This window comes from Lysinibacillus sp. JNUCC-52, from assembly GCF_015999545.1.
Classification (GTDB): Bacteria; Bacillota; Bacilli; order Bacillales_A; family Planococcaceae; genus Lysinibacillus.
The window spans coordinates 1,350,341-1,370,720 of the sequence record NZ_CP065546.1 but is presented as its reverse complement, the minus strand read 5'-3'; the positions used below and the strand labels follow the sequence as shown (position 1 = coordinate 1,370,720).

The 20,380-nt window shown below is 38.5% G+C and carries 19 protein-coding genes and 1 riboswitch; of the genes, 18 read left to right on the top strand and 1 reads right to left on the bottom strand.

Going from position 1 to position 20,380, the window contains the following annotated elements; translation table 11 throughout:
• Position 1: 1 nt before the first annotated feature.
• The 4 genes from JNUCC52_RS07145 to JNUCC52_RS07130 all read left to right on the top strand — a co-directional run bounded on the left by JNUCC52_RS07145 (position 2) and on the right by JNUCC52_RS07130 (position 4,348).
• Positions 2–790, top strand: a complete 789-nt coding sequence (locus JNUCC52_RS07145) for a SigF/SigG family RNA polymerase sporulation sigma factor (protein ID WP_337981793.1) — start codon at positions 2–4, stop codon at positions 788–790.
• Positions 791–805: 15 nt separating this feature from the next.
• Positions 806–2,248, top strand: coding sequence for a spore germination protein (locus JNUCC52_RS07140; RefSeq protein WP_173478265.1), 1,443 nt, complete (start codon positions 806–808; stop codon positions 2,246–2,248).
• Positions 2,249–2,457: 209 nt separating this feature from the next.
• Positions 2,458–3,777 (top strand): diaminopimelate decarboxylase, encoded by a 1,320-nt coding sequence (gene lysA / locus JNUCC52_RS07135; protein WP_337981792.1) that lies wholly within the window; start codon positions 2,458–2,460, stop codon positions 3,775–3,777.
• A gap of 199 nt (positions 3,778–3,976) precedes the next feature.
• Positions 3,977–4,348: a GNAT family N-acetyltransferase gene (locus JNUCC52_RS07130; protein WP_139859738.1), complete on the top strand. Its 372-nt coding sequence runs from the start codon at positions 3,977–3,979 to the stop codon at positions 4,346–4,348.
• Here JNUCC52_RS07130 and JNUCC52_RS07125 read toward each other — a convergent pair.
• Entirely contained in the window at positions 4,345–4,848 is a 504-nt protein-coding gene (locus JNUCC52_RS07125; protein WP_173478267.1) for a DUF309 domain-containing protein, read from the bottom strand. The two genes, JNUCC52_RS07130 and JNUCC52_RS07125, sit on opposite strands and share 4 nt — an antisense overlap.
• Positions 4,849–4,903: 55 nt before the next feature.
• Here JNUCC52_RS07125 and JNUCC52_RS07120 point away from each other — a divergent pair, with 55 nt between their 5' ends.
• The 14 genes from JNUCC52_RS07120 (at position 4,904) to JNUCC52_RS07055 (ending at position 20,304) form a co-directional block, all read left to right on the top strand.
• Positions 4,904–5,683, top strand: coding sequence for a segregation/condensation protein A (locus JNUCC52_RS07120; protein WP_139859742.1), 780 nt, complete (start codon positions 4,904–4,906; stop codon positions 5,681–5,683).
• Positions 5,655–6,248, top strand: a complete 594-nt coding sequence (gene scpB / locus JNUCC52_RS07115; RefSeq protein ID WP_139859748.1) for an SMC-Scp complex subunit ScpB — start codon at positions 5,655–5,657, stop codon at positions 6,246–6,248. The genes JNUCC52_RS07120 and scpB overlap by 29 nt, the downstream gene beginning before the upstream one ends.
• 78 nt (positions 6,249–6,326) lie before the next feature.
• Positions 6,327–7,397: a D-alanyl-D-alanine carboxypeptidase family protein gene (locus JNUCC52_RS07110; protein ID WP_139859744.1), complete on the top strand. Its 1,071-nt coding sequence runs from the start codon at positions 6,327–6,329 to the stop codon at positions 7,395–7,397.
• Positions 7,398–7,611: 214 nt separating this feature from the next.
• Positions 7,612–8,115, top strand: coding sequence for a hypothetical protein (locus JNUCC52_RS07105; RefSeq protein ID WP_337981791.1), 504 nt, complete (start codon positions 7,612–7,614; stop codon positions 8,113–8,115).
• A 348-nt stretch (positions 8,116–8,463) separates the two neighbouring features.
• Positions 8,464–9,195 carry a pseudouridine synthase gene (locus tag JNUCC52_RS07100; protein WP_173478269.1) on the top strand — a complete coding sequence of 244 codons (732 nt, stop codon included), beginning with the start codon at positions 8,464–8,466 and terminating at the stop codon, positions 9,193–9,195.
• A 275-nt stretch (positions 9,196–9,470) separates the two neighbouring features.
• Complete coding sequence (resA, locus tag JNUCC52_RS07095; RefSeq protein WP_173478270.1) at positions 9,471–10,004, top strand: thiol-disulfide oxidoreductase ResA; 534 nt, start codon at positions 9,471–9,473, stop codon at positions 10,002–10,004.
• Between the two features lie 13 nt (positions 10,005–10,017).
• The gene (resB, locus tag JNUCC52_RS07090) at positions 10,018–11,691 is read left to right on the top strand and encodes a cytochrome c biogenesis protein ResB (RefSeq protein WP_173478271.1); all 1,674 of its coding nucleotides are present in this window, start codon (positions 10,018–10,020) and stop codon (positions 11,689–11,691) included.
• The gene (gene ccsB / locus JNUCC52_RS07085) at positions 11,688–12,869 is read left to right on the top strand and encodes a c-type cytochrome biogenesis protein CcsB (protein ID WP_173478272.1); all 1,182 of its coding nucleotides are present in this window, start codon (positions 11,688–11,690) and stop codon (positions 12,867–12,869) included. The genes resB and ccsB overlap by 4 nt, the downstream gene beginning before the upstream one ends.
• A gap of 115 nt (positions 12,870–12,984) precedes the next feature.
• Positions 12,985–13,701 (top strand): response regulator transcription factor, encoded by a 717-nt coding sequence (locus JNUCC52_RS07080; protein ID WP_024361488.1) that lies wholly within the window; start codon positions 12,985–12,987, stop codon positions 13,699–13,701.
• Positions 13,694–15,469, top strand: a complete 1,776-nt coding sequence (locus JNUCC52_RS07075) for an ATP-binding protein (RefSeq protein WP_173478273.1) — start codon at positions 13,694–13,696, stop codon at positions 15,467–15,469. Before JNUCC52_RS07080 ends, JNUCC52_RS07075 begins: the two co-directional genes overlap by 8 nt.
• Before the next feature lie 190 nt (positions 15,470–15,659).
• Entirely contained in the window at positions 15,660–16,193 is a 534-nt protein-coding gene (sigX, locus tag JNUCC52_RS07070; protein WP_173478274.1) for an RNA polymerase sigma factor SigX, read from the top strand.
• Positions 16,190–17,488: an RNA polymerase subunit sigma gene (locus JNUCC52_RS07065; RefSeq protein WP_337981790.1), complete on the top strand. Its 1,299-nt coding sequence runs from the start codon at positions 16,190–16,192 to the stop codon at positions 17,486–17,488. Before sigX ends, JNUCC52_RS07065 begins: the two co-directional genes overlap by 4 nt.
• Positions 17,489–17,801: 313 nt before the next feature.
• Positions 17,802–17,997: riboswitch (FMN riboswitch) on the top strand.
• Positions 17,998–18,223: 226 nt separating this feature from the next.
• Positions 18,224–18,811 (top strand): ECF transporter S component, encoded by a 588-nt coding sequence (locus tag JNUCC52_RS07060; protein WP_173478276.1) that lies wholly within the window; start codon positions 18,224–18,226, stop codon positions 18,809–18,811.
• Between the two features lie 146 nt (positions 18,812–18,957).
• Positions 18,958–20,304, top strand: a complete 1,347-nt coding sequence (locus JNUCC52_RS07055; RefSeq protein WP_337981789.1) for a sodium-dependent transporter — start codon at positions 18,958–18,960, stop codon at positions 20,302–20,304.
• The last annotated feature ends 76 nt before the right edge of the window (positions 20,305–20,380 follow it).

The window sequence follows — 20,380 nt, the reverse complement described above, 5'->3', positions numbered from 1 at the left end:
CGTGAAGCCGATAGAACAGTCGTCCGATAAGCTTTTGTCACAGGAGGAAATGCGTGATTTAATTGCGCGTTCACAACAGGGCGACCATGAAGCTCGTAAACGAATGATTGAGGGGAATACGAGACTTGTATGGTCCATCGTCCAACGCTTCACTACAAGGGGCGTGGAGCTCGAAGATTTATTTCAAATTGGCTGTATAGGGCTTATGAAATCTGTAGATAAGTTTGATTTAGCATACGATGTGAAGTTTTCCACATATGCGGTGCCGATGATTATCGGCGAAATACAGCGGTTCTTAAGAGATGATGGCATGGTGAAGGTTAGCCGCTCTATTCGTGAGCTTAACTTTAAAATACGCCATGCAACTGACGAATTTATTAAGAACAATGAGCATCCACCGACCATTCAAGATTTAGCACAAGTACTTGGGGTGACGACGGAGGAAATCGTCACTGCTTCGGATGCATTAAGGGATCCTGCTTCCTTACATGAGCAATTGTATGAAAGTGAAGGGGATTCCATTACGTTAATGGACCAAATGAAGGATGAAAAGTCTGAGCAACCATTTGAATATATTCCGCTCAAAGAAGTGCTTACAAGATTAGATCCTCGAGAGCAATCCATTATTTATTTACGCTATTTTTCAGATTGTACACAAACGGAAATAGCCAACAGGCTTGGTATTTCACAAGTACAAGTATCTCGTTTAGAGAAAAAGATTTTAGCGCAGTTAAAAAGCTGGATGGCCACAAGCGCCACAGTTGAGCATGGAGTAGAAAAAGACATCTAAGAAAATGGTGACAGCATGACAAATAAACTATTTAACAGCTTAGAAGAAGCCGAAGATTTTCTTAAAGAGCAATTTGGGGACGGCGAATCATTTGACGTTGGCATTAAGCATTTATTTGTCAAAGATTTGCCGGTTCTTTGTGCATATATTAGTGGACTTGTAGATGGGGAAACCTTAACACAGTTACTATCAAGTATGTTACCTGAAGAAGACATCGATATTGACGATGAGAAAGAATATTTTGAAACACTTTTTAACTTCCATGGCCGTTCTGAAGAAACAGAGCGTAAAGCCTACCTGCTCGCCATTTTAAGTGGACAAGTAACATTTATTACGAAAAGTGGTTACTGTTATGTTGCTGAGCTGCGAAATTATCCAGGGCGATCACCTGAGGAGCCTGATAATGAAAAGGTAATACGTGGTTCAAGGGATGGCTTTACGGAAGGGATTTCACAAAATACAGCTTTAGTGCGTCGACGCATTCGCAACAGTAATTTACGCTTCGAGCTACATAAAATATCCAAAATCGGTCAGACCGATGTCGCAATTGCGTTTATGAAGGATATTGCAAATGAGGAAATGCTCGATAAATTGCGACAGCGTCTTGGTCAAATTAATCATGATGGTTTGACGATGGCCGATAAATCTCTAGAGGAGTGGCTATTTAAGCAAAAGTTCCACCCTATACCATTTGTTCGTTATACAGAACGACCTGACATTGTCGCTGCTCATTTATTAGAGGGGCATGTGGCCATCATGGTGGACACGTCACCTTCTGTTATTTTAGTACCTATTACAATTTTTCATTTATTGCAGCATGCTGAAGAATACAGACAAGCGCCAATTGTTGGGACATTTGTTCGTTTTATGCGTTATTTCGGAACGGTTATGGGGTTACTATTATTACCATTGTGGTATTTATTTGTAACGAACGAATCGTTATTACCTGATTCCTTGTCCTTTTTAGGTAGTCAGGAAAAATCACATATTCCAATATTACTGCAAATCCTAATAGCTGATATAGGAATTGAATTTTTAAGGATGGCCGCCATTCATACCCCTACGCCATTATCCACTGCAATGGGATTAGTAGCAGGGGTCATCATTGGACAAATCGCCATCGATGTTGGCGTTTTCTCATCGGAAGTTGTGTTATATACAGCCGTAGGAGCAATATTTACATTTATTATTCCATCTTATGAGCTAAGTATTTCCATTAAGCTCTTTAGAATTTTCTTGCTCCTTATGACTGGCATTTGGGGGGCGGATGGATTATTCATTGGAATATTTATATTATTCACGTATTTATGTTCATTGCGTCCGTTACAAGCGCCGTATTTATGGCCGCTCGTACCATTTTTCCCGACAGCAATGCTTCGGGTAATTATCCGTTTCCCAATGACGTCGGATGCATTAAGACCATTTATCGTCGATTCCAAACAGCGAAAAAGATCATAGGAGCCGTTGCACTCACTTTTTTCATGTGATAAAGTTCACCTATAGTATTTTGTGATTTTTGCAAAAATTACTTTTGTTAGCATGCCAACATGTAATGGTCTTGCTAATGAAAAATAATGCCTCGATGGAGATGTTTTTAAACTAGGTTTTTAAATATACCACGAGGCGCAAATTCACAAAATGGAAACGTGAAAAAGGGAGAGATGCAAATGCATTTATATGGAACACAAGCGATTTCTGAAGATGGACATTTAACAATAGGACAAGTAGACACACTAGAGCTTGCAAAAGTATACGGTACACCACTTTTTGTGTACGATACAGCGCTTATACGTAAACGCGCACGCGGCTTTATCGATACATTCAAAAAACTAGGTGTAAAGGCAGAAGTAGCTTATGCTTCAAAAGCATTTGCATGTGTAGCGGTGTACCAATTAGCAGCAGAGGAAAATCTATCATTGGATGTTGTCTCGGGTGGAGAATTATTTACAGCATTAAAAGCAGGATTCCCAGCAGAGCGCATTCACTTCCATGGCAATAATAAAAGTATTGCAGAATTAGAGCTAGCCTTTGACTCAAAAATTGGTTGTATTGTAGTAGATAACTTCTATGAAATTAAGCTTTTAAAAGAAATTTCAGAGCGCCGTCAGCAAAACATGCGTATTTTGTTGCGTGTCACACCAGGTGTTGAGGCACATACACATGATTTCATTACGACAGGGCAAGCAGATTCTAAATTTGGCTTTGATTTAAATAACGGCCAAGCAGATGAAGCGTTTGAGCAAACATTTAAACATGAATACTTACAACTTTTAGGCTTACACTGCCATATTGGTTCTCAAATCTTTGACACAGCGGGCTTTGGTTTAGCGGGAGAAAAATTAATCGACAAGATTTCTAGTTGGAACAAGATTCACGGTTTTACGTGTACTGTGTTAAACTTAGGTGGGGGCTTTGGTATTCGCTATACAGAAGAAGATGCACCGCTTGAGCCACAAGTATATGTTGAGGATATGATTACAGTTGTGAAAAACAAAGCAACAGTACTTGGTCTAACGATGCCAGAAATCTGGATTGAACCAGGTCGTTCACTTGTTGGCGATGCAGGCACATCACTTTATACAATTGGTTCTCAAAAAACAGTACCAGATGTACGTAACTACATTGCAGTTGATGGCGGAATGAGTGACAATATTCGTCCTGCACTCTACGATGCGAAATACGAGGCGGTTATTGCAAGTAAAGCCAATGCACCAAAAGAAGAGACGTACACTGTAGCTGGAAAACTTTGTGAATCGGGCGATAAATTGATTATCGATGCAAAATTACAAGAAGCAGCTTCAGGTGATGTACTAGCAATCTTCTGTACTGGGGCATATGGCTATTCGATGGCGAGCAACTACAATCGTGTACCACGTCCAGCGGTGGTATTTGTAGAAAATGGACAGCACCAATTAGCCATTAAACGTGAAAGTTATGAAGATATTGTACAAAATGATCTCCCGTTAACGTTAAAAAAGGGTGAATGAATTTGAGAAAAAATAAGTGGGTTTTATTAGCGTCCATGACGACATTTATTTTATTGTGGGGCGTTGTCTATTGGGTGTTAGCATCAAAAGGTATTCTCGGCCCTGGTTCGTAAGACAGAAATTGGCTTGCGGTAATAGTACAAATCGTGTAGGATAGTCAAAGATTATGTACAGCTAGAAAAAGAGGGAATAGACAATTATGTTAATTCGATATAAAAAAGCTTTCGAGAAAATAGCGATGGGGCTACTCTCGTTTATGCCTAACGAAAAAGACATTAAAAAGCTCACAGAGACAATCCAATCTTATGAAAATGATGAGAATTGGGTATTATATTTATGGAAAAAGAACGATGAGTATGTTGGGATCGTCGGGCTTGTAGTAGACAATAACACGGCAACTATTCAGCACGTCTCTGTAGTTCCATCCTATAGAGGTGAAGGTGTAGCTAAAGAGATGCTACAAGAAGTAGCAGATCTTGGCCAGTACGAACAAGTACGTGCAACGGATGAAACCCGTGAATTTGTGCAAAAATGTATACAATGTAATGAAGAAAAAGCAGACGAAAATTAACGTCTGCTTTTTCTTTGTTTGCTTTCTTGTCGCTCAGCAAGAATATGTGAGCGATCACGTAGCATATGTTTATGAAGAAGATAGTCAGAGCTACTTTCAGGTAAAAGCAATATGCGTGCCATCACTAAATCATGTAAAGCAGGCATTAGCGGTAATTGAAACGCCTGAAAGGACTTGCCTGTTTGAATATGGTCTAGTGTTTCCGTTAATTGTGCGAGAAGAGTGGTGTAGTCTATTTCATTAAAAAATACATTGCCTTTATTAAGTTGAAAATTGTTGAGTGCTTTATGTAGGATTTTGAAAGCACCCGTTGCGTTGCCGCGACGCCAATGATATAATCCTGTCGCTAATTGAACATAACCTACAAGAGGATGATTTTTATTGCCAGGCGCGAGGTCCTTCCAATATTCCTCAAGTACTTCATGGCATTCAAAAAAATCCCCATTGCCATTGAAATAGGCACAGTAATCTATAAATAAAGTATGGTGCTGTGGATGCATTTTGGACTCCTTTCCACTATACTAAAAGAACATTGAATATCAGGGTGGTAAAATAATGTCTTATGAAGTAAAATTAGAAGCCTTTTCAGGACCTCTTGATCTATTATTGCACTTAATTCACAGATTGGAAATTGATATCTATGATATTCCAATGGCAGAAATTACGCAACAATATATAGATCATATTCATGCCATGCAGGTTCTGGAATTAAATGAGGCGAGTGAGTATTTAGTGATGGCTGCTACACTTTTAGCCATTAAAAGCCGTATGCTCCTACCGATACATGAAGGAGAGCTAGAGGATGCGGAAATTGAAGTCGATGGACCTGACCCTCGTGAGGAACTGGTGCAACGTTTAATAGAATATAAAAAATATAAAGAAGCGGCAGGCAATCTACAGGAGCTTGAATCGGATAGAGCGCAGGTGTTTACAAGACCACCTTCAGATTTATCGGGATTGGCTTCAGATGAACAAATGGCGTTGTTCGATATGAATGTCAATATATATGATATGCTTGGCGCCTTCCAAAAGCTGATGCGCAGAAAAAAATTGAAAAAGCCATTGAAAACAACTGTCACGAGACAGGAGCGCTCCGTTAAGGATCAAATGCGTTCTGTTGTGAATTCTTTACGTTCCACAGGTGGACGTGCGTCATTTTTCGAGCTTTTTCCCTATGAGGATAAACCAACATTGATTTTAACGTTTTTATCACTGCTGGAACTGATGAAACGTCAGATTGTCCTTGTTGAGCAAGATGGTAATTTTGAAGAACTAACGGTCACATTACAGAAGGAGGAATGGGATGATGACGAAAACAATGATCCTACAAAGTAGAATTGAAGCTTTATTATTTGTTGTGGGTGATGATGGCTTAACGATTAAGCAATTAGCACAGCTACTTGGTGATGCAGAGGAAGTAGTTGCACAAGCTATGGATGCTTTATGTGCAGCATATGAGAAAGATGAAAATAGAGGAATTACAATTAAAGAAATGGCTGGTGTTTATCAGTTAATTACAAAGCAAGAGCTTGCAGATACGATTCAAAAATTAGTTGAGAATCCCACTGCACAATCATTATCTCAGGCATCCTTAGAAGTGTTGGCTATAGTGGCGTATAAACAACCTATTACAAGGGTGGCAATTGAAGATTTACGTGGCGTAAAATGTGAACGCCCACTGCAAACACTCGCTTCCAGAGGGCTAGTGAAAGAGGTTGGCCGTTCAGAAGGAACTGGACGTGCCATTTTATATGGTACAACGAAAGAGTTCTTAAATTACTTTGGCTTAAATAGTATTGAAGAAATGCCTCCATTACCTGAGGAGGAAAATGGAGATGCAGAGCAAGAAACGGATTTATTTATGACCAAATTCCAAGAAACTTTTAACGGCGTTAAGTAATTGAGGAAATGTGCTAATCGCTTTCCTTTTTAGGTTCATCGTTATACTTATCTATCACTTATAATAAGGAGTGGCTTGTTGCTACGGTTACTACGAGTATTGTTGTGCATGATTGTAGTGGGGATTTTAGTTTTTCCACAAAACGGTTTGGCAAGAGGCGGAAGCGGCCATGTTGTGTTAGACGGCGACACAGGTCGTGTATTATCAGGTACTAATAGTGATGCAAGGCTCCCAATCGCAAGCTTAACAAAAATTTGGACAGCTCTCGTTGCTATTGAAAACAGTGATTTACAAGATGAGGTAGTAATTTCTCCAAGGGCTGCAATGGCTGAAGGCTCTTCTATTTATCTGCAAGCGGGTGAGACGGTAACAGTTGAAACTTTGCTCTATGGCTTAATGCTGCGATCGGGCAATGATGCTGCAACAGCATTAGCCGAACATGCTGGTGGTTCAGTTGAAGGCTTTGTCAAATTAATGAACGAACGAGCGGTCATTGCTGGTCTCACAAATACAGTTTTTATGAATCCATCTGGCTTGCATCATGACGAGCATTTATCATCTGCAAGGGATACGGCTGAGATGTTGAGATTAGCACTTCAAAACAAAACGTTTGAAAAAATTGCATCTACTATCCTTTATCGAGCTGACACAGAAAACGGCATGCTTTGGGAAAATAAACACCGCTTATTACGAGAAGGCTCAGGAGTCGCGGCAGATATAGATGATGAAACAGAGCAACCTGTTAGTTCATTAAAATCAGCAACGGGCACAGCTTTTGCTGGAAAGACTGGATTTACAAAGGTAGCAGGAAGAACATTGGCAACCGCTTTTCATAAAGATGGGCAAACATGTATTGTAGTCACTTTAAATGCATCGGATGACTGGAATATCCATAGAGGTTTAGCAAATGAGGTTTGGCAAAATTATGATATGGAAACAGTTGTGAAAAAGGGCAAATACAATGTCAACAATAAACTGGCTATCCGTCTAGAGCAACCAATTCAATTGCAATTAAACAAAGAGGAAAAAAAGATAGTTAGGCAAGTACTTCAGGTGTCCAGAAAAAGAAAGGAAGCAGTGCTTTCGATATTTATTGGGGAAGAGCGTATTTATGCAACGCCTGTAAAAGTAGAATCAGCGGATCGTTAAAAGCGATGCGCTGATTTTTTATAATGACTGATAGGGTGAATTGTTTACTTGAAAGTGTTTTATATTTATTGTAAATAGTGTAAAATAATGAGAGTTGTAATAGAGAAGCATTAGGAGGTAAACAATTATCGCTACTAGTGAAAAAAATCGTAAGCAAACGCAAATCGCTATCATCATTATTTTATTTCTTTCAAGCTTTACAGCACCCTTTATTTTGTTATTTCCCATTCAGGAGCTACTTTATCGACCGCAAGAATTTTACCTTTTTGAGACCGTTTTTAAAGCATATATTATTTTAATGTTTGCCTTAATTGCAATGGCCATAATTCTATTAATAAATATTTTGATTACTACAACTACGAAAAAGGGAAGATATGTACAACGAACGATCGTTGGAACATCTTGGCTGCTCGTTCTTGTAATCTTATTTTTATGTATCAATCATTATCAAATTATTGACGAAAAAGGCTTACATATGAATCAATTTTTTAGTTTAAAAGAAGACTCGACAAGCTGGGATGAGATTGTTAAAGTCGAACAAATAAATGTGCAAAAAGATGGCGTTACAAAACCAGATAAGCTTATTTTTACGGTAAACGATGGTTCTTCAATCGAACAATCTTTATCGTCGAAGTTATCAAAAGCGAAAACATATATTAATTATGAATTAAGTAAACAAGGCATGGCCATCGAAAATGTATATAGTGAAAATGAATAATTAAAAAGCTGTCCAAGGAGGGCAGCTTTTTTAATTAGGTTATAAAATATACTATATGCGGAAAAATTGTGTGAGTGCCTGGCACTTTTTTTTAATATGCGGACTAAATACGATTTGCATTTTGTTGATTGGTCTATATTAGAAATAAATAGTGTATATCGAAGAATCTTTAGGCTACGGACAGAAAAATAATCGAAAAACTAGCAAATAATACACTATTTAGAATTATCGTATTACTAGTGCGTAATTAGTTTCTCTTTTATATTACACAAAAGTATGACATAATTTTCACAGATTGACGGGAAAAATAATCTTAAAAAGGTTACATTTTTAACTAGAGGTGAAAGAATGGAAAGATTACAAAAAGTTATTGCCTATGCTGGTGTCGCTTCAAGGCGTAAAGCAGAGCAATTAATTGTAGAAGGTAAAGTAAAGGTAAACGGTGTTGTTGTAAGAGAACTAGGAACAAAAGTATCTAACTCGGATACAATTGAAGTAGAAGGTGTAAAGCTTGAGAAAGAAGATAAAGTCTACTACCTACTATACAAACCACGCGGAACAATTTCTGCTGTAACAGACGATAAAGGACGCAAAACTGTCACAGATTTATTTAAGCATATTCCGCAACGTATTTTCCCTGTTGGTCGTCTAGATTATGATACATCTGGATTATTATTACTGACAAATGATGGAGAGTTTTCTTATATGTTGACGCATCCAAAATTTAAAATTGATAAAACGTACATTGCACGAGTAAAAGGTATACCTACAATTGAGGGGCTAAAAAAGCTGCAACGTGGTATTAAACTAGAAGATGGTAAAACAGCACCAGCAAAAGTGAGTATGACTTCTTTTGATGAGCAAGCGGGCAAGGCGATTTGTGAAATTACTATTCACGAAGGGCGAAATCGTCAAGTGCGTCGTATGTTTGAGGCAATCGGCACACCAGTCGTTAAACTGAAACGTGAACGTTTTGCATTTTTAGATTTATATGGCTTAACACCAGGAGAATACCGTGAATTGTCGAAACATGAAGTCAAGCAACTGCGTGTGTTAGCTGAAACGGGACAAATCGGCTAAACGGACATTAGCGATGGAAAGTGAACATACGGTTATCCGTATAGTGAGTTTTTCACTTTCCTCGTGTGAAAACGTTCATAAATCATTCATAATTAATAACTAAGTTAATTTGTATCATTTTGCTATAATAGGTGAGAATAGTCCACCAGTTTTAAATTTATCCAGCAGATGCTGAACAAAGTAAGTCTCGGGGAGATATAACAGATGTTTCTTGCAAAAAGGCGAAATATCGACATAATTACCTCGAGGCGTATTTGAGTAGGGGGTTTATTAACTTGGAGAAAAAGAAAAAACGTCTTGTAACCCGTACCATTATTTTAGTTATTTTGGCGCTTGCCATAGGGTACACTGTTTACGGGACAGCGACAAAGGATAAGGTAGAGTTAGTAGCAGTTGGCTCTGAGGCACCGAACTTCACGTTAGTAGATTTAAATGGAGAGAAACACAAACTGTCTGATTATAGAGGGCAGGGGGTATTTTTGAATTTCTGGGGAACTTGGTGTAAGCCATGTGAGAAGGAAATGCCTGCGATGAACAATCAATATCAAGTCTTTAAAGACCTAGGTGTTCAAACATTAGCTGTCAATATTGCACAAACAGATTTTGAAGTGCAAAATTTTGTCGATAAGTACGGTCTTACATTTCCTGTAGTAATTGACAAAACAAAAAGTGTTATGACTGCCTATAATGTTGGGAATTTACCTGCAACTGTTTTAATTGATCCAGATGGTAAGGTAGTTAAAATTACTACAGGAGAAATGACAGAGGCGAATATCGCTTCTTACATGGAATTAATAAAGCCAAAATGAGGGGTAATTGACGATGGAGAATATTATTTGTGCTTGTGGACATAGTAATCCGTTTGGCACGAAGCTCTGTGAGAAATGTGGTCGTCCTTTAACCGAAGAAGAAAAACAAAATAAAGTTGTCGATATGCGCTATGATGGTACGGCTATTCGCTCAAAAACGTACAACAAAACAATTGTCGATAAAATTTGGAATTTTTTCTCTAGTGTTAAAGTTGGAATCGCTTTAATTATTATCACGTTAATAGCAGCTTCAATCGGTACGTTACTACCGCAAGAATTTTACGTAAAAGCTTCTGACATAGAAAAAGGAGCATATTACGAGGATGTTTATGGTTTCTTAGGGAAAATCTATTATACATTAGGTCTTTCTGATTTATATAGCTCTTGGTGGTTCCAAATTTTAGTAGGGATGCTTGCAGTTTCGATTATTGTTGCAAGTCTTGACCGTGGTATACCACTTTATAAATCATTGAAAAATCAACGAGTAAAGCGCCATGAAAGCTTTATGAAGCGCCAACGTATTATTGCGGAAGGGCAAGTGACGGAAAGCCCTGAAGAGACGCTTAATAAGGTCGAAAAGAAAATGACTGAGATGAAATATAAAGTTCGTCGCGATGGAAGTGCTTTGTTAGCAGAAAAAGGACGTTTCGCTCGTTACGGTCCGTACATAAATCATGTAGGCCTCATTATCTTTTTAGCAGGGGTTATGTTGCGTTTAGTTCCTGGTTTTTATGTCGATGAATCAATATGGGTGCGTGAAGGTGAAAAACGTGCAATCACTGGCATGGAAGGTTATTTTATTGAAAATCATGAATTTATTTTAGAAACACATGATAATACACCACAAGGCGAACAGCTAAAACAAGGTGTAAACGTCGTTGCGAAAAACTTCCAAACAAATGTCACGTTATACAAACAGCCTGAAGATGCCATCGCAGGTGATATAGATAATCTAGAGAAGGTAAAAGATTATTCTGTTCGAGTGAACCATCCGTTAAAAGAAGCAGGCTACGCATTATATCAAATGGATTATCGTCTAAATGAATTAAAGCAAATGAATTTTGAACTAGTCAATAAAACAACTGAGCAATCACTGGGTACAGTAGAAGTCGATTTAACAAATCCTAAAAAGGACTACGATTTAGGAAATGGTACATCTGTTAAACTACTTGTCTACACACCAGACTTCTCTGGTTTTGAAAATGGTGTACCGCAAACTGCGACGTCTGTTCCTAATAATCCAGCATTTCTATTTAAAATGACGACACCAGAAACACCAGAGGGTGAAACAAGCTTTGTTGCGATTAAACAAACACTAGAACCACTAGGCGAAAATCAATACAAAATGAAATTTACAAGTGTAGAAACACGAGATTTGTCAGGCTTTACGATACGTAAAGACCGCACAATCCCTATTTTATTTGTTGGTGGTATTATTTTCATGATTGGCGTTGCGATTGGTTCATATTGGAATCACCGTCGTCTTTGGTTACAAGTAGAGCCAGATGGTAAATTACTGATGGCTGCCCACGTAAACAAAAACATGTTTAGCATGAAAAAAGATTTAGATGCCGTGACTGCATTTGCTGGTCTACCACAATATCAAGATCAGTTAGATACCGCAGAAGAGGACGAAGCGTCCACAAGCCGTGGCAAAAATGAAAAGGAAGGTGACAACACCTTATGAGTTTAATTGACTTAAGTGGGAATCTATTATTTGTTGCATTTGTAGCCTATCTAGTAGCAACCTTATTATTTGGCGGTGCAATTAAACAATCCAATGCTTCAGGTAAAAATACTGATAAATGGGGTAAACTGGCAATCACAGTTACGATTATTGGTTTCCTTGCACAACTTGGTTATTTTATTACACGTTGGATTCATACAGGGCACGCTCCTGTAAGTAATATGTTTGAATTTACGACTGCTTTTGGGATGTTTATCGTTGCAGCATTCATTTTAATTTACTTTATTTATCGTCTGACAGCATTAGGATTTGTAGCGTTACCTGTAGCGCTTTTAATTATTGCATATGCGTCGATGTTCCCGAGCGAAGTAAGTCCATTGGTACCTTCATTACAAAGTTATTGGTTAACAATTCACGTAATTACAGCTGCAATGGGGCAATCAATATTAGCAATTAGTGCAGTTGCAGGATTAATTTATTTATTAAAAGTAGTTGATTTAAAGAAACCTTCAAAGCAACGTTTCTGGCTTGAAGCGGTTATGTACTGTTTAGTTGTTGTTATTGGGTTTGTTATTGTGTCATCTACATTTAGTGCTATGCATTACGAATCGAAATACACGTATCTTGATAAAGAAGGTGTATCTCGTCAAATTACTTACAATTTGCCACCGATTTTTGGTATGCACGATTATGAGGCAGTTGAGGAACATGGCATGTCGCCATTAGTAGAAATGCCTGCACTCATTAATGCGAAAAAATTAACAACAGTCGTTTGGTCATTATTAGTAGGGTCATTACTATACTTATTAATTCGCCTGATTGCACGTCGACGAATTAGCGCAATATTCCAGCCGCTTGTTAAACGTGTAAATCTACAATTATTAGATGAAATTGGTTATCGATCTGTAATTATCGGTTTCCCAGTTTTCACGTTAGGCGCACTCATCTTTGCGATGATTTGGGCACAACTTGCATGGAGTCGTTTCTGGGGATGGGACCCGAAAGAAGTATGGGCTCTTATTACATGGTTATTCTATGCAGCATTCCTACATCTACGTCTATCTAAAGGCTGGGAAGGTGAAAAATCGGCTTGGTTAGCATTAATCGGCTTTGGTATTATTTTATTTAACCTAATAGCTGTTAACTTAATTCTTGCGGGTTTACACTCCTACGCGTAACAATGGGAACGAAAAGCCTTTTCGCTGCGGCGAAAGGGCTTTCTTTTCTTTTCAAGACGTTGTGTACCATGTACAATAGAGGGTAGAGAAAGTTTGGAAGAGAGGGATCGTGAAAGTGTCAGAGAATATTTCAGTATTAGTAGTAGACGATGAGGATCGTATTCGCCGCTTATTAAAAATGTATTTGGAGCGCGAAGGATACCAAGTCGACGAAGCAGAGAATGGTGAAGAAGCGATCGAGAAATCTTTAGAAAAAGAATATCACTGTATTTTACTAGATATTATGATGCCTGAAAAAGATGGGCTAGAAGTTTGTGCAGAAATTAGAGAACGTGCTGCTACGCCAATTATTTTATTAACTGCAAAGGGTGAGGAAGCAAACCGTGTACAAGGCTTCGAGCTTGGGGCAGATGATTATATTGTAAAGCCATTTAGTCCTCGCGAGGTAGTGCTACGTGTAAAAGCTATTTTACGTCGCTCACAAGCATTTTCACCTACAACAAATGCATCTTCATCTAAAGATTTAGTGGTATTCCAACACTTGATGATAGATCATGATGCTCACCGTGTAACTGCAGAGGGAATCGAAGTAAACTTAACACCGAAAGAGTATGAATTATTGTATTTCCTTGCAAAATCTCCAGACAAAGTATTTGACCGTGAACAATTACTAAAAGAGGTTTGGCATTACGATTTCTTTGGCGATCTACGTACAGTAGATACACATGTGAAGCGATTACGTGAGAAGCTTAATCGTGTTTCAGAAAACGCTGCAAAAATGATTGTCACTGTTTGGGGCGTTGGCTACAAATTTGAGGTTGTCAATGAATAGAATATGGAACAGTGTTGTCGGGAAGCTATGGGTAACCATATTGCTTCTCGTTTCATTTGTATTATTTGTTTTCACGGTTTTAATGCTCGAATTTCTTCAAAACTATCACATGCAGCAAGCGGAAATTTCATTGCGTCAAACGGCTGCAACAATAGCGAGTATAGTGGACGACAATGAGACAGCAGAATCGACTTCGCAATTATTAACAGATATTTTACCTGATGGGACAAATGCACTTATTGCGATTAATCATCTGGAAGTAACATTTGCGATGCAAGAAGGCGTTAATAAAGAAGAAATACAAGATGCGATTTTAGCGAATAAAGCATTCCATGAAGTATTTAAATCAGATGATCCTATCATTAAGGAAATGATGATGCCATCGTCGACTGATAAAGAAAAAATGGAATCGTATGTCGTGCTAGGTTTCCCACTAAACGTGGAAAATGAAGTGCATGGTGCGGTCTTTATTTACCAAAGTCCAGATGCGTTACATAAAACGTCAAAAGAGACTACGAAAATTGTCTTTTTAGCGGCGTTTATTGCTTTTGTGTTAACGACATTCTTTGCCTTTTTCCTATCATCACGTATTACTTCACCGCTACGAAAAATGCGCGAGCTTGCGTTCGAAATTGCTAAAGGGAATTTCGAGGCTAAAATGCCGACAACGCAAAACGATGAAATTGGGCAGCTTGCAGTTGCATTCAATCAAATGGGACGCCAATTAAAGCATAATTTAGAGGTAATCAATCAAGAGAATGAGCAATTGTCCAATATTTTAACTTCTATGACTGACGCTGTTATTACGTTTAATCGTGATCGTACTATTTTACTTAGCAATCCACCTGCGGAACGCTTAATGCAAAAATGGTTTGTTAATAAAGGCTCTCAAAGTGCGAAGCCTATTCCACCTGAGCTATATCATATGCTTGATCACGTATTAATGTTTGAGGATAAGCTAGAAGAAGAAATTGAGATGGATGGAAATTATTATACATTTACGATTAGTCCGCTCTATAGTGGGGAATTGATACGAGGAGCTGTTGCTGTTATTCGTGATATGACAGAGCAGCATCGTCTAGAAAAGCTTCGCTCAGACTTTATTGCCAATGTATCACATGAGTTACGGACACCTATTTCCATGCTTCAGGGCTACTCAGAAGCACTAATGGATGATGATTTTATTCAAGATCAAGAAGAGCGTAATGAGATTACAAAAATTATTTATGATGAATCAAAGCGTATGGGACGTTTAGTTACAGACTTATTGGATTTAGCACGCATGGAATCTGGACATATGACACTATACAAAGATGAAGTGCCGATTAACGCGACATTTGAGCGCATTACACAAAAATTTGCCCAAGTAGCAAAAGAGAAGCATGTGCAGCTCCTATTTAATAGTGAGTTTGATGAAGATGCGGTAATAAGCATGGATGAGGATCGTATTGAACAAGTGTTAACGAATTTAGTAGATAATGCACTGCGTCATACAGATGAAGGCTCTGTCTTTGTGAAAGTAGAGCAGGAGCCGACTTTTGCCAAAATCTCTGTTCAGGATACGGGCCACGGAATTCCACAGGAAGATTTGCCGTATGTTTTTGAGCGTTTTTACAAGGCAGATAAAGCGCGTACACGTTCTAAAGGGGGAACGGGTTTAGGGCTTGCCATTGCTCGAAATATTGTAAAAGCTCATTCTGGGAATATTATGGTCGACAGTGTATTAAAAGAAGGTACAACCTTTACTTTCTATTTACCCTTTGACTAACTTTGTCCGATAAAAACCCATTGATTTGAAAAGTGTATTAGCTGACTTAATGCCAATGCCTGTAAGCTTTTTGCATGGAGGTTTATACAGGTATTTGGCACATAGTGAAATTTTAAAGCAAAACATTAATTACGATGTAACTTGTGCGAGCGTTAGACGACAAATACTATGAGAACGGGGGTGGAGTGCTTTGAATGACTCCGTGTTCCATCGATTATACGATTCATACCATCAAGATGTGTTCCAGTTTCTTATTTATCTAGTAAAAAATCGTACACTTGCTGAAGATCTATCACATGAGGTGTACGTTCGTGTTCTGCGTTCTTATGAACAATTTGCAGGAAATAGCAGTGAAAAAACATGGCTTTTTGCCATTGCGAAAAATGTCGCAATCGATCATTTTAGAAAGCAGGCCGTGCGGAAAAAACATTCGCTCGATTTTTTTGACTGGGAAACGGAACAATTACATTCAACCACACCATCACCAGAAGAAATGCTACAGGCCAGTGATGAATTAATGCAGATAGAGTCTGCGCTTGAAATTTGTACAGGAGATCAAAAAATGGTTATTATTATGCGCTATTTCCAAGATTTATCGATTGCTGAAACGGCGCAAATACTTGATTGGACAGAAGCGAAGGTTAAAACGACGCAACATCGAGCCATTAAGTTTTTAAGGCAACAGCTACAACAGGTAAGGGAACAGGAGGCGAAAAGGCAATGACTCATAAACAATTTGACAACGATGAACAACTAGAACAAATGTTGAAGAATGCCCCGAAGCTGACTGATGACCGTTCGAAAGAAGAAGTGCTGAAGCGATTGCTTGCAGATGCCCGCCTGCAAGATAATATACATCTTCAAGAAGCAATGCAACAACCGACAGATTCAAAAGTGCTTGAAGAACAAGAGCAGTCTATCGCTGTTCAAGAAAATGAAAGTATGAAGCCTGTGAAGCAGCGTAGAAAGAGTAGACTACCTATTTTTAGCAGTATTGCAGCAGTTTTGGTACTATCCGTAGCAGGGTACGTGTTTTTATCAAATAATAATCCAGTGAAGGACGAGGCAAACGCCCCCCCTGAAAACTTTTCTACGATGCAAGAGGATCAAGCAGTAACAGAAAGTGAAAATGCAGATGGTGTGATGAAAGCAAATATCGGTGCCGAACATGCAAGAATGCTATCCCTTCGTACATCGGTTTACGAAGAAGATTTAGCAAATGCAGTCGTATTTAGAATCGGCTTACCAGGTGGCAATGCTGATAGCATACCAATGACCTATGTTATCCCGAATGAAAAAATAACGGCTGATTTTGGAAAGAAAAAGCCGACAACACTACAAATGTATGAAAAATACGCACCACAAATTGATGAGGAAGCGCTAGGCTTTGCTAATTATCATCCATACAAAGGTGAGTTGAAAGAAGAAGGAGAGACGCTAGTTCACGTCTTACCTGAAAAAAATGATTACGATGTAGCGTCAGCTTCCGTAACAAAATATTTAAGCTCGTTAAAGGATACGTTTACCGACTCAGAATATAAAGCGATTTCGTTAAAAAATGCAGATGGTACTCCTTATGAATTCTCACAGGCTGGTGAGCCAAGTGAGCCTATTCAGTTAACGAAAGATCATCATTACAACTATTATTTATATACAGAAGAAAATGGGACTGAATATTTATCGCCCGACTTCCACCAAACGTATCCAACTGTTACAGAGGCACTTATTGCCATGCGTGATAAAAGAGATGATATTTATGTACCCGTTGTCCCTGAAAATGTAACATATACAGTGAAAGAGGAAGAGGGGGGTGTTGTCATCACATTTGACGCACCGCTTGATTTGACGACAATGGATGCAGTAAGAGCTACGCAATTAATCGAAGCAATGATGCTGACAGCTTCAAGCTTCGATAAAAAACTGCGCTTAGATAACGTCGTACAGGAGAGTTGGGAAGGCTTTGATTTAACAAAGTTTTTACCCATGCCTGTAGGGGCAAATAAACAAACGATGCAGTAACAAAGTACAGCAGCTATCTATTGGGAGATAGCTGCTTTTTTGTGTCTCCGTGTCGGAATAATGCTGTAGGGTGAATCGCGGAATCAGGGTGCTGGAACGCGGAATCTTGATGTCGAAGCGCGGAATTCGAGTGCTATAACGCGGAAATCAAGCTCTGAATCGCGGAATTCCAGTGTTAGAAAGCGGAATCCTTATGCTAAAACGGAATTCATCGCACACAGATTAAAACATACAAATTTAATCGGAATTTTTTAAGCAGAAGTATTTACTTTTGTGCGATAAAACATTATAGTTAATTTATAAAATAATATTGATTCATCTTCGGGGCAGGGTGAAAATCCCGACCGGCGGTAATAGAGTTGTAAATCGCTAGTGTATTACAAACTACATTAGCTCGTAAGATTTACTACATGGCTCTTCAGCCCGCGACCTGTGCAAAGATTTTTTTGCATGGCTGACTTGGTGTGATTCCAAGGCCGACAGTATAGTCTGGATGGGAGAAGATGAAGGTACGATCGTCATTCGTTGTTACGAATTAAGCTATGTGCGAACGTTTTTTTCAGTGTGTCTATGGATTGCACTGTTTGCACAAAAAAAGCTAGTAATGGCGCTATTTAATCATGCCTTTTCTCCCTTATGCTGATGTGCATAAGGGTTTTTTCGTGAAAAAACAATCGATTACGTCGTAACCTTTCTTCTTGCAAGATTGAATCAGCAAAGAGGAGAGAGTTTTCAATGAAGAAAAATATCAAACTGCAATCTTTTATTACGATTGGTATGCTGAGCAGTATCTCGTTTTTATTAATGCTATTTAATTTCCCAATTCCGCCGTTCCCAGCATTCTTAGAGGTGGATTTCAGTGATATGCCAGCTTTACTTGCTGCTATTACGATGGGTCCAGTAGCGGGTATTTTAGTAGAACTATTTAAAAATATATTGGATTGGATTTTCTCAGGTACGCCTACAGGGGTTCCAGTCGGTCATATTGCAAACTTTGTAACGGGTATATTATTTATTTTACCAGTATCATTTGTGTTTAATCGTTTTAAAACAATTGCAGGTCTCGTTGGAGGTTTGGCAACAGGAACAATCGTTATGGCAGTAGGTATGAGCGTTTTAAATTACGCAGTATTTTTACCGATGTACACGTATTTCTTAGGCATGGAGCCAGTAGTTGGCGATTCATTATATAAAATGATTATTGCAGGTATTTTGCCATTTAATATCGTCAAAGGTGTGCTATTAACAGCGATTATGGCGTTACTGTTTACAACGATGCGCAGATGGATTGAGCAACAACGTACAATGTATTTATCAAAATAATAAATTAAGCCTCGAGTTTATTCTTACTCGGGGTTTTTTGTTTATAGATCCATTAGCATGTGAAATCTTTGGGAATTGACTAGTCTAAATTACTATTTTAATGTACAATTAATGTGAGATTAGTTAGATTTGAGGAGATTGAAGAGATGAGTGAAAACAATGGACAATGGTCCAGTAAGTTAGGGTTTATTTTAGCATCGGCGGGTGCTGCGATTGGGCTAGGGGCTATTTGGAAGCTACCTTATGTGACAGGTCAAAGTGGGGGAGGCGCATTTTTCCTTATATTTGTGGTGTTCACTTTGTTAATTGGCCTACCGATGTTATTATCTGAGTATATTTTAGGGCGTGGTACGCAATCGGAGGCGATCACAGCCTATAAAAAGGTAGTTCCAACGAAACCTGCTTGGGCTTGGGTTGGACGCATGGGTGTACTTGGCTGTTTTTTATTATTAACCTTTTACAGTGTTGTAGGGGGCTGGATATTTATATATAGTGGCCTAGGTGTATCAGGGGCTGTTATTGATTCTACGGTTAATCCGAGTGAACTATTTGGAACAATTATTAGCACGCCGTGGATTACGTTATTAGGTTTAGCGTTATTTACACTGGTAAATGTACTCGTCATTTCGCTCGGTGTGCAAAATGGTATTGAAAAAGCAAATAAGTGGATGATGCCATTATTATTTGTGATGTTCATCGTTCTTGTTATTCGAGCATTAACATTAGATGGGGCAATGGAAGGTGTGAAATTCTTCCTATGGCCAGATTTTACAAATATAACGGGTAAGGCGCTATTAGAAGCATTAGGGCAGTCATTCTTTGGTTTGGCAGTCGGGTTCTCTTGTTTAGTTACATATAGTTCGTATTTGAAAAAGGATGTTAGTTTACCAAACTCAGCAGGTTCAGTAGTTATACTGACGGTGCTTGTGTCATTTTTAGCAGGACTAGCTATTTTCCCTGTAGTGTTTGCTTTTGATTTAGAGCCACAAGCTGGACCTGGCTTATTATTTATGGTGCTACCGACTGCATTTAGTCAAATGCCTTTTGGTGAAGTATTTTTAGCGCTGTTTTTATTACTGTTTTTATTTGCAACGTTAACGTCATCATTTAGTTTATATGAAATTATTGTTGCAGCATTTATAGAAAAGTGGCATATGTCACGTTCAGTCTTAACGTTGTTACTAGGAGTTATTGTCTTTATTGCTGCCATTCCGTCGGCTTTATCGTCTAGCTTGTTAGCAGATGTCTCTATTTTCGGGAAGTCGATTTTTGATGCTACTGATTATTTAGTGTCCAATTTAATGTTACCAATGGGCAACTTATTGATTGCGATATTTATTGCTTATGTAGTTGATAAAAGCTTTGTGAAAAAGGAATTGTTAATGGGAAGTCAAATGGGGCAGGGTTTTTATAAGACATATCGCATATTAATGTTAGTGGTCGTACCGATCGTTATTATCGTTGTTTTATTAAATATGCTTTTACAAAAATAATTGAAGAGTAAAATTGTGTGAGTGCCTGGCACTCGTGCGCGCAACGAAAGCCGCAACACTCGCTATCACGCGATTT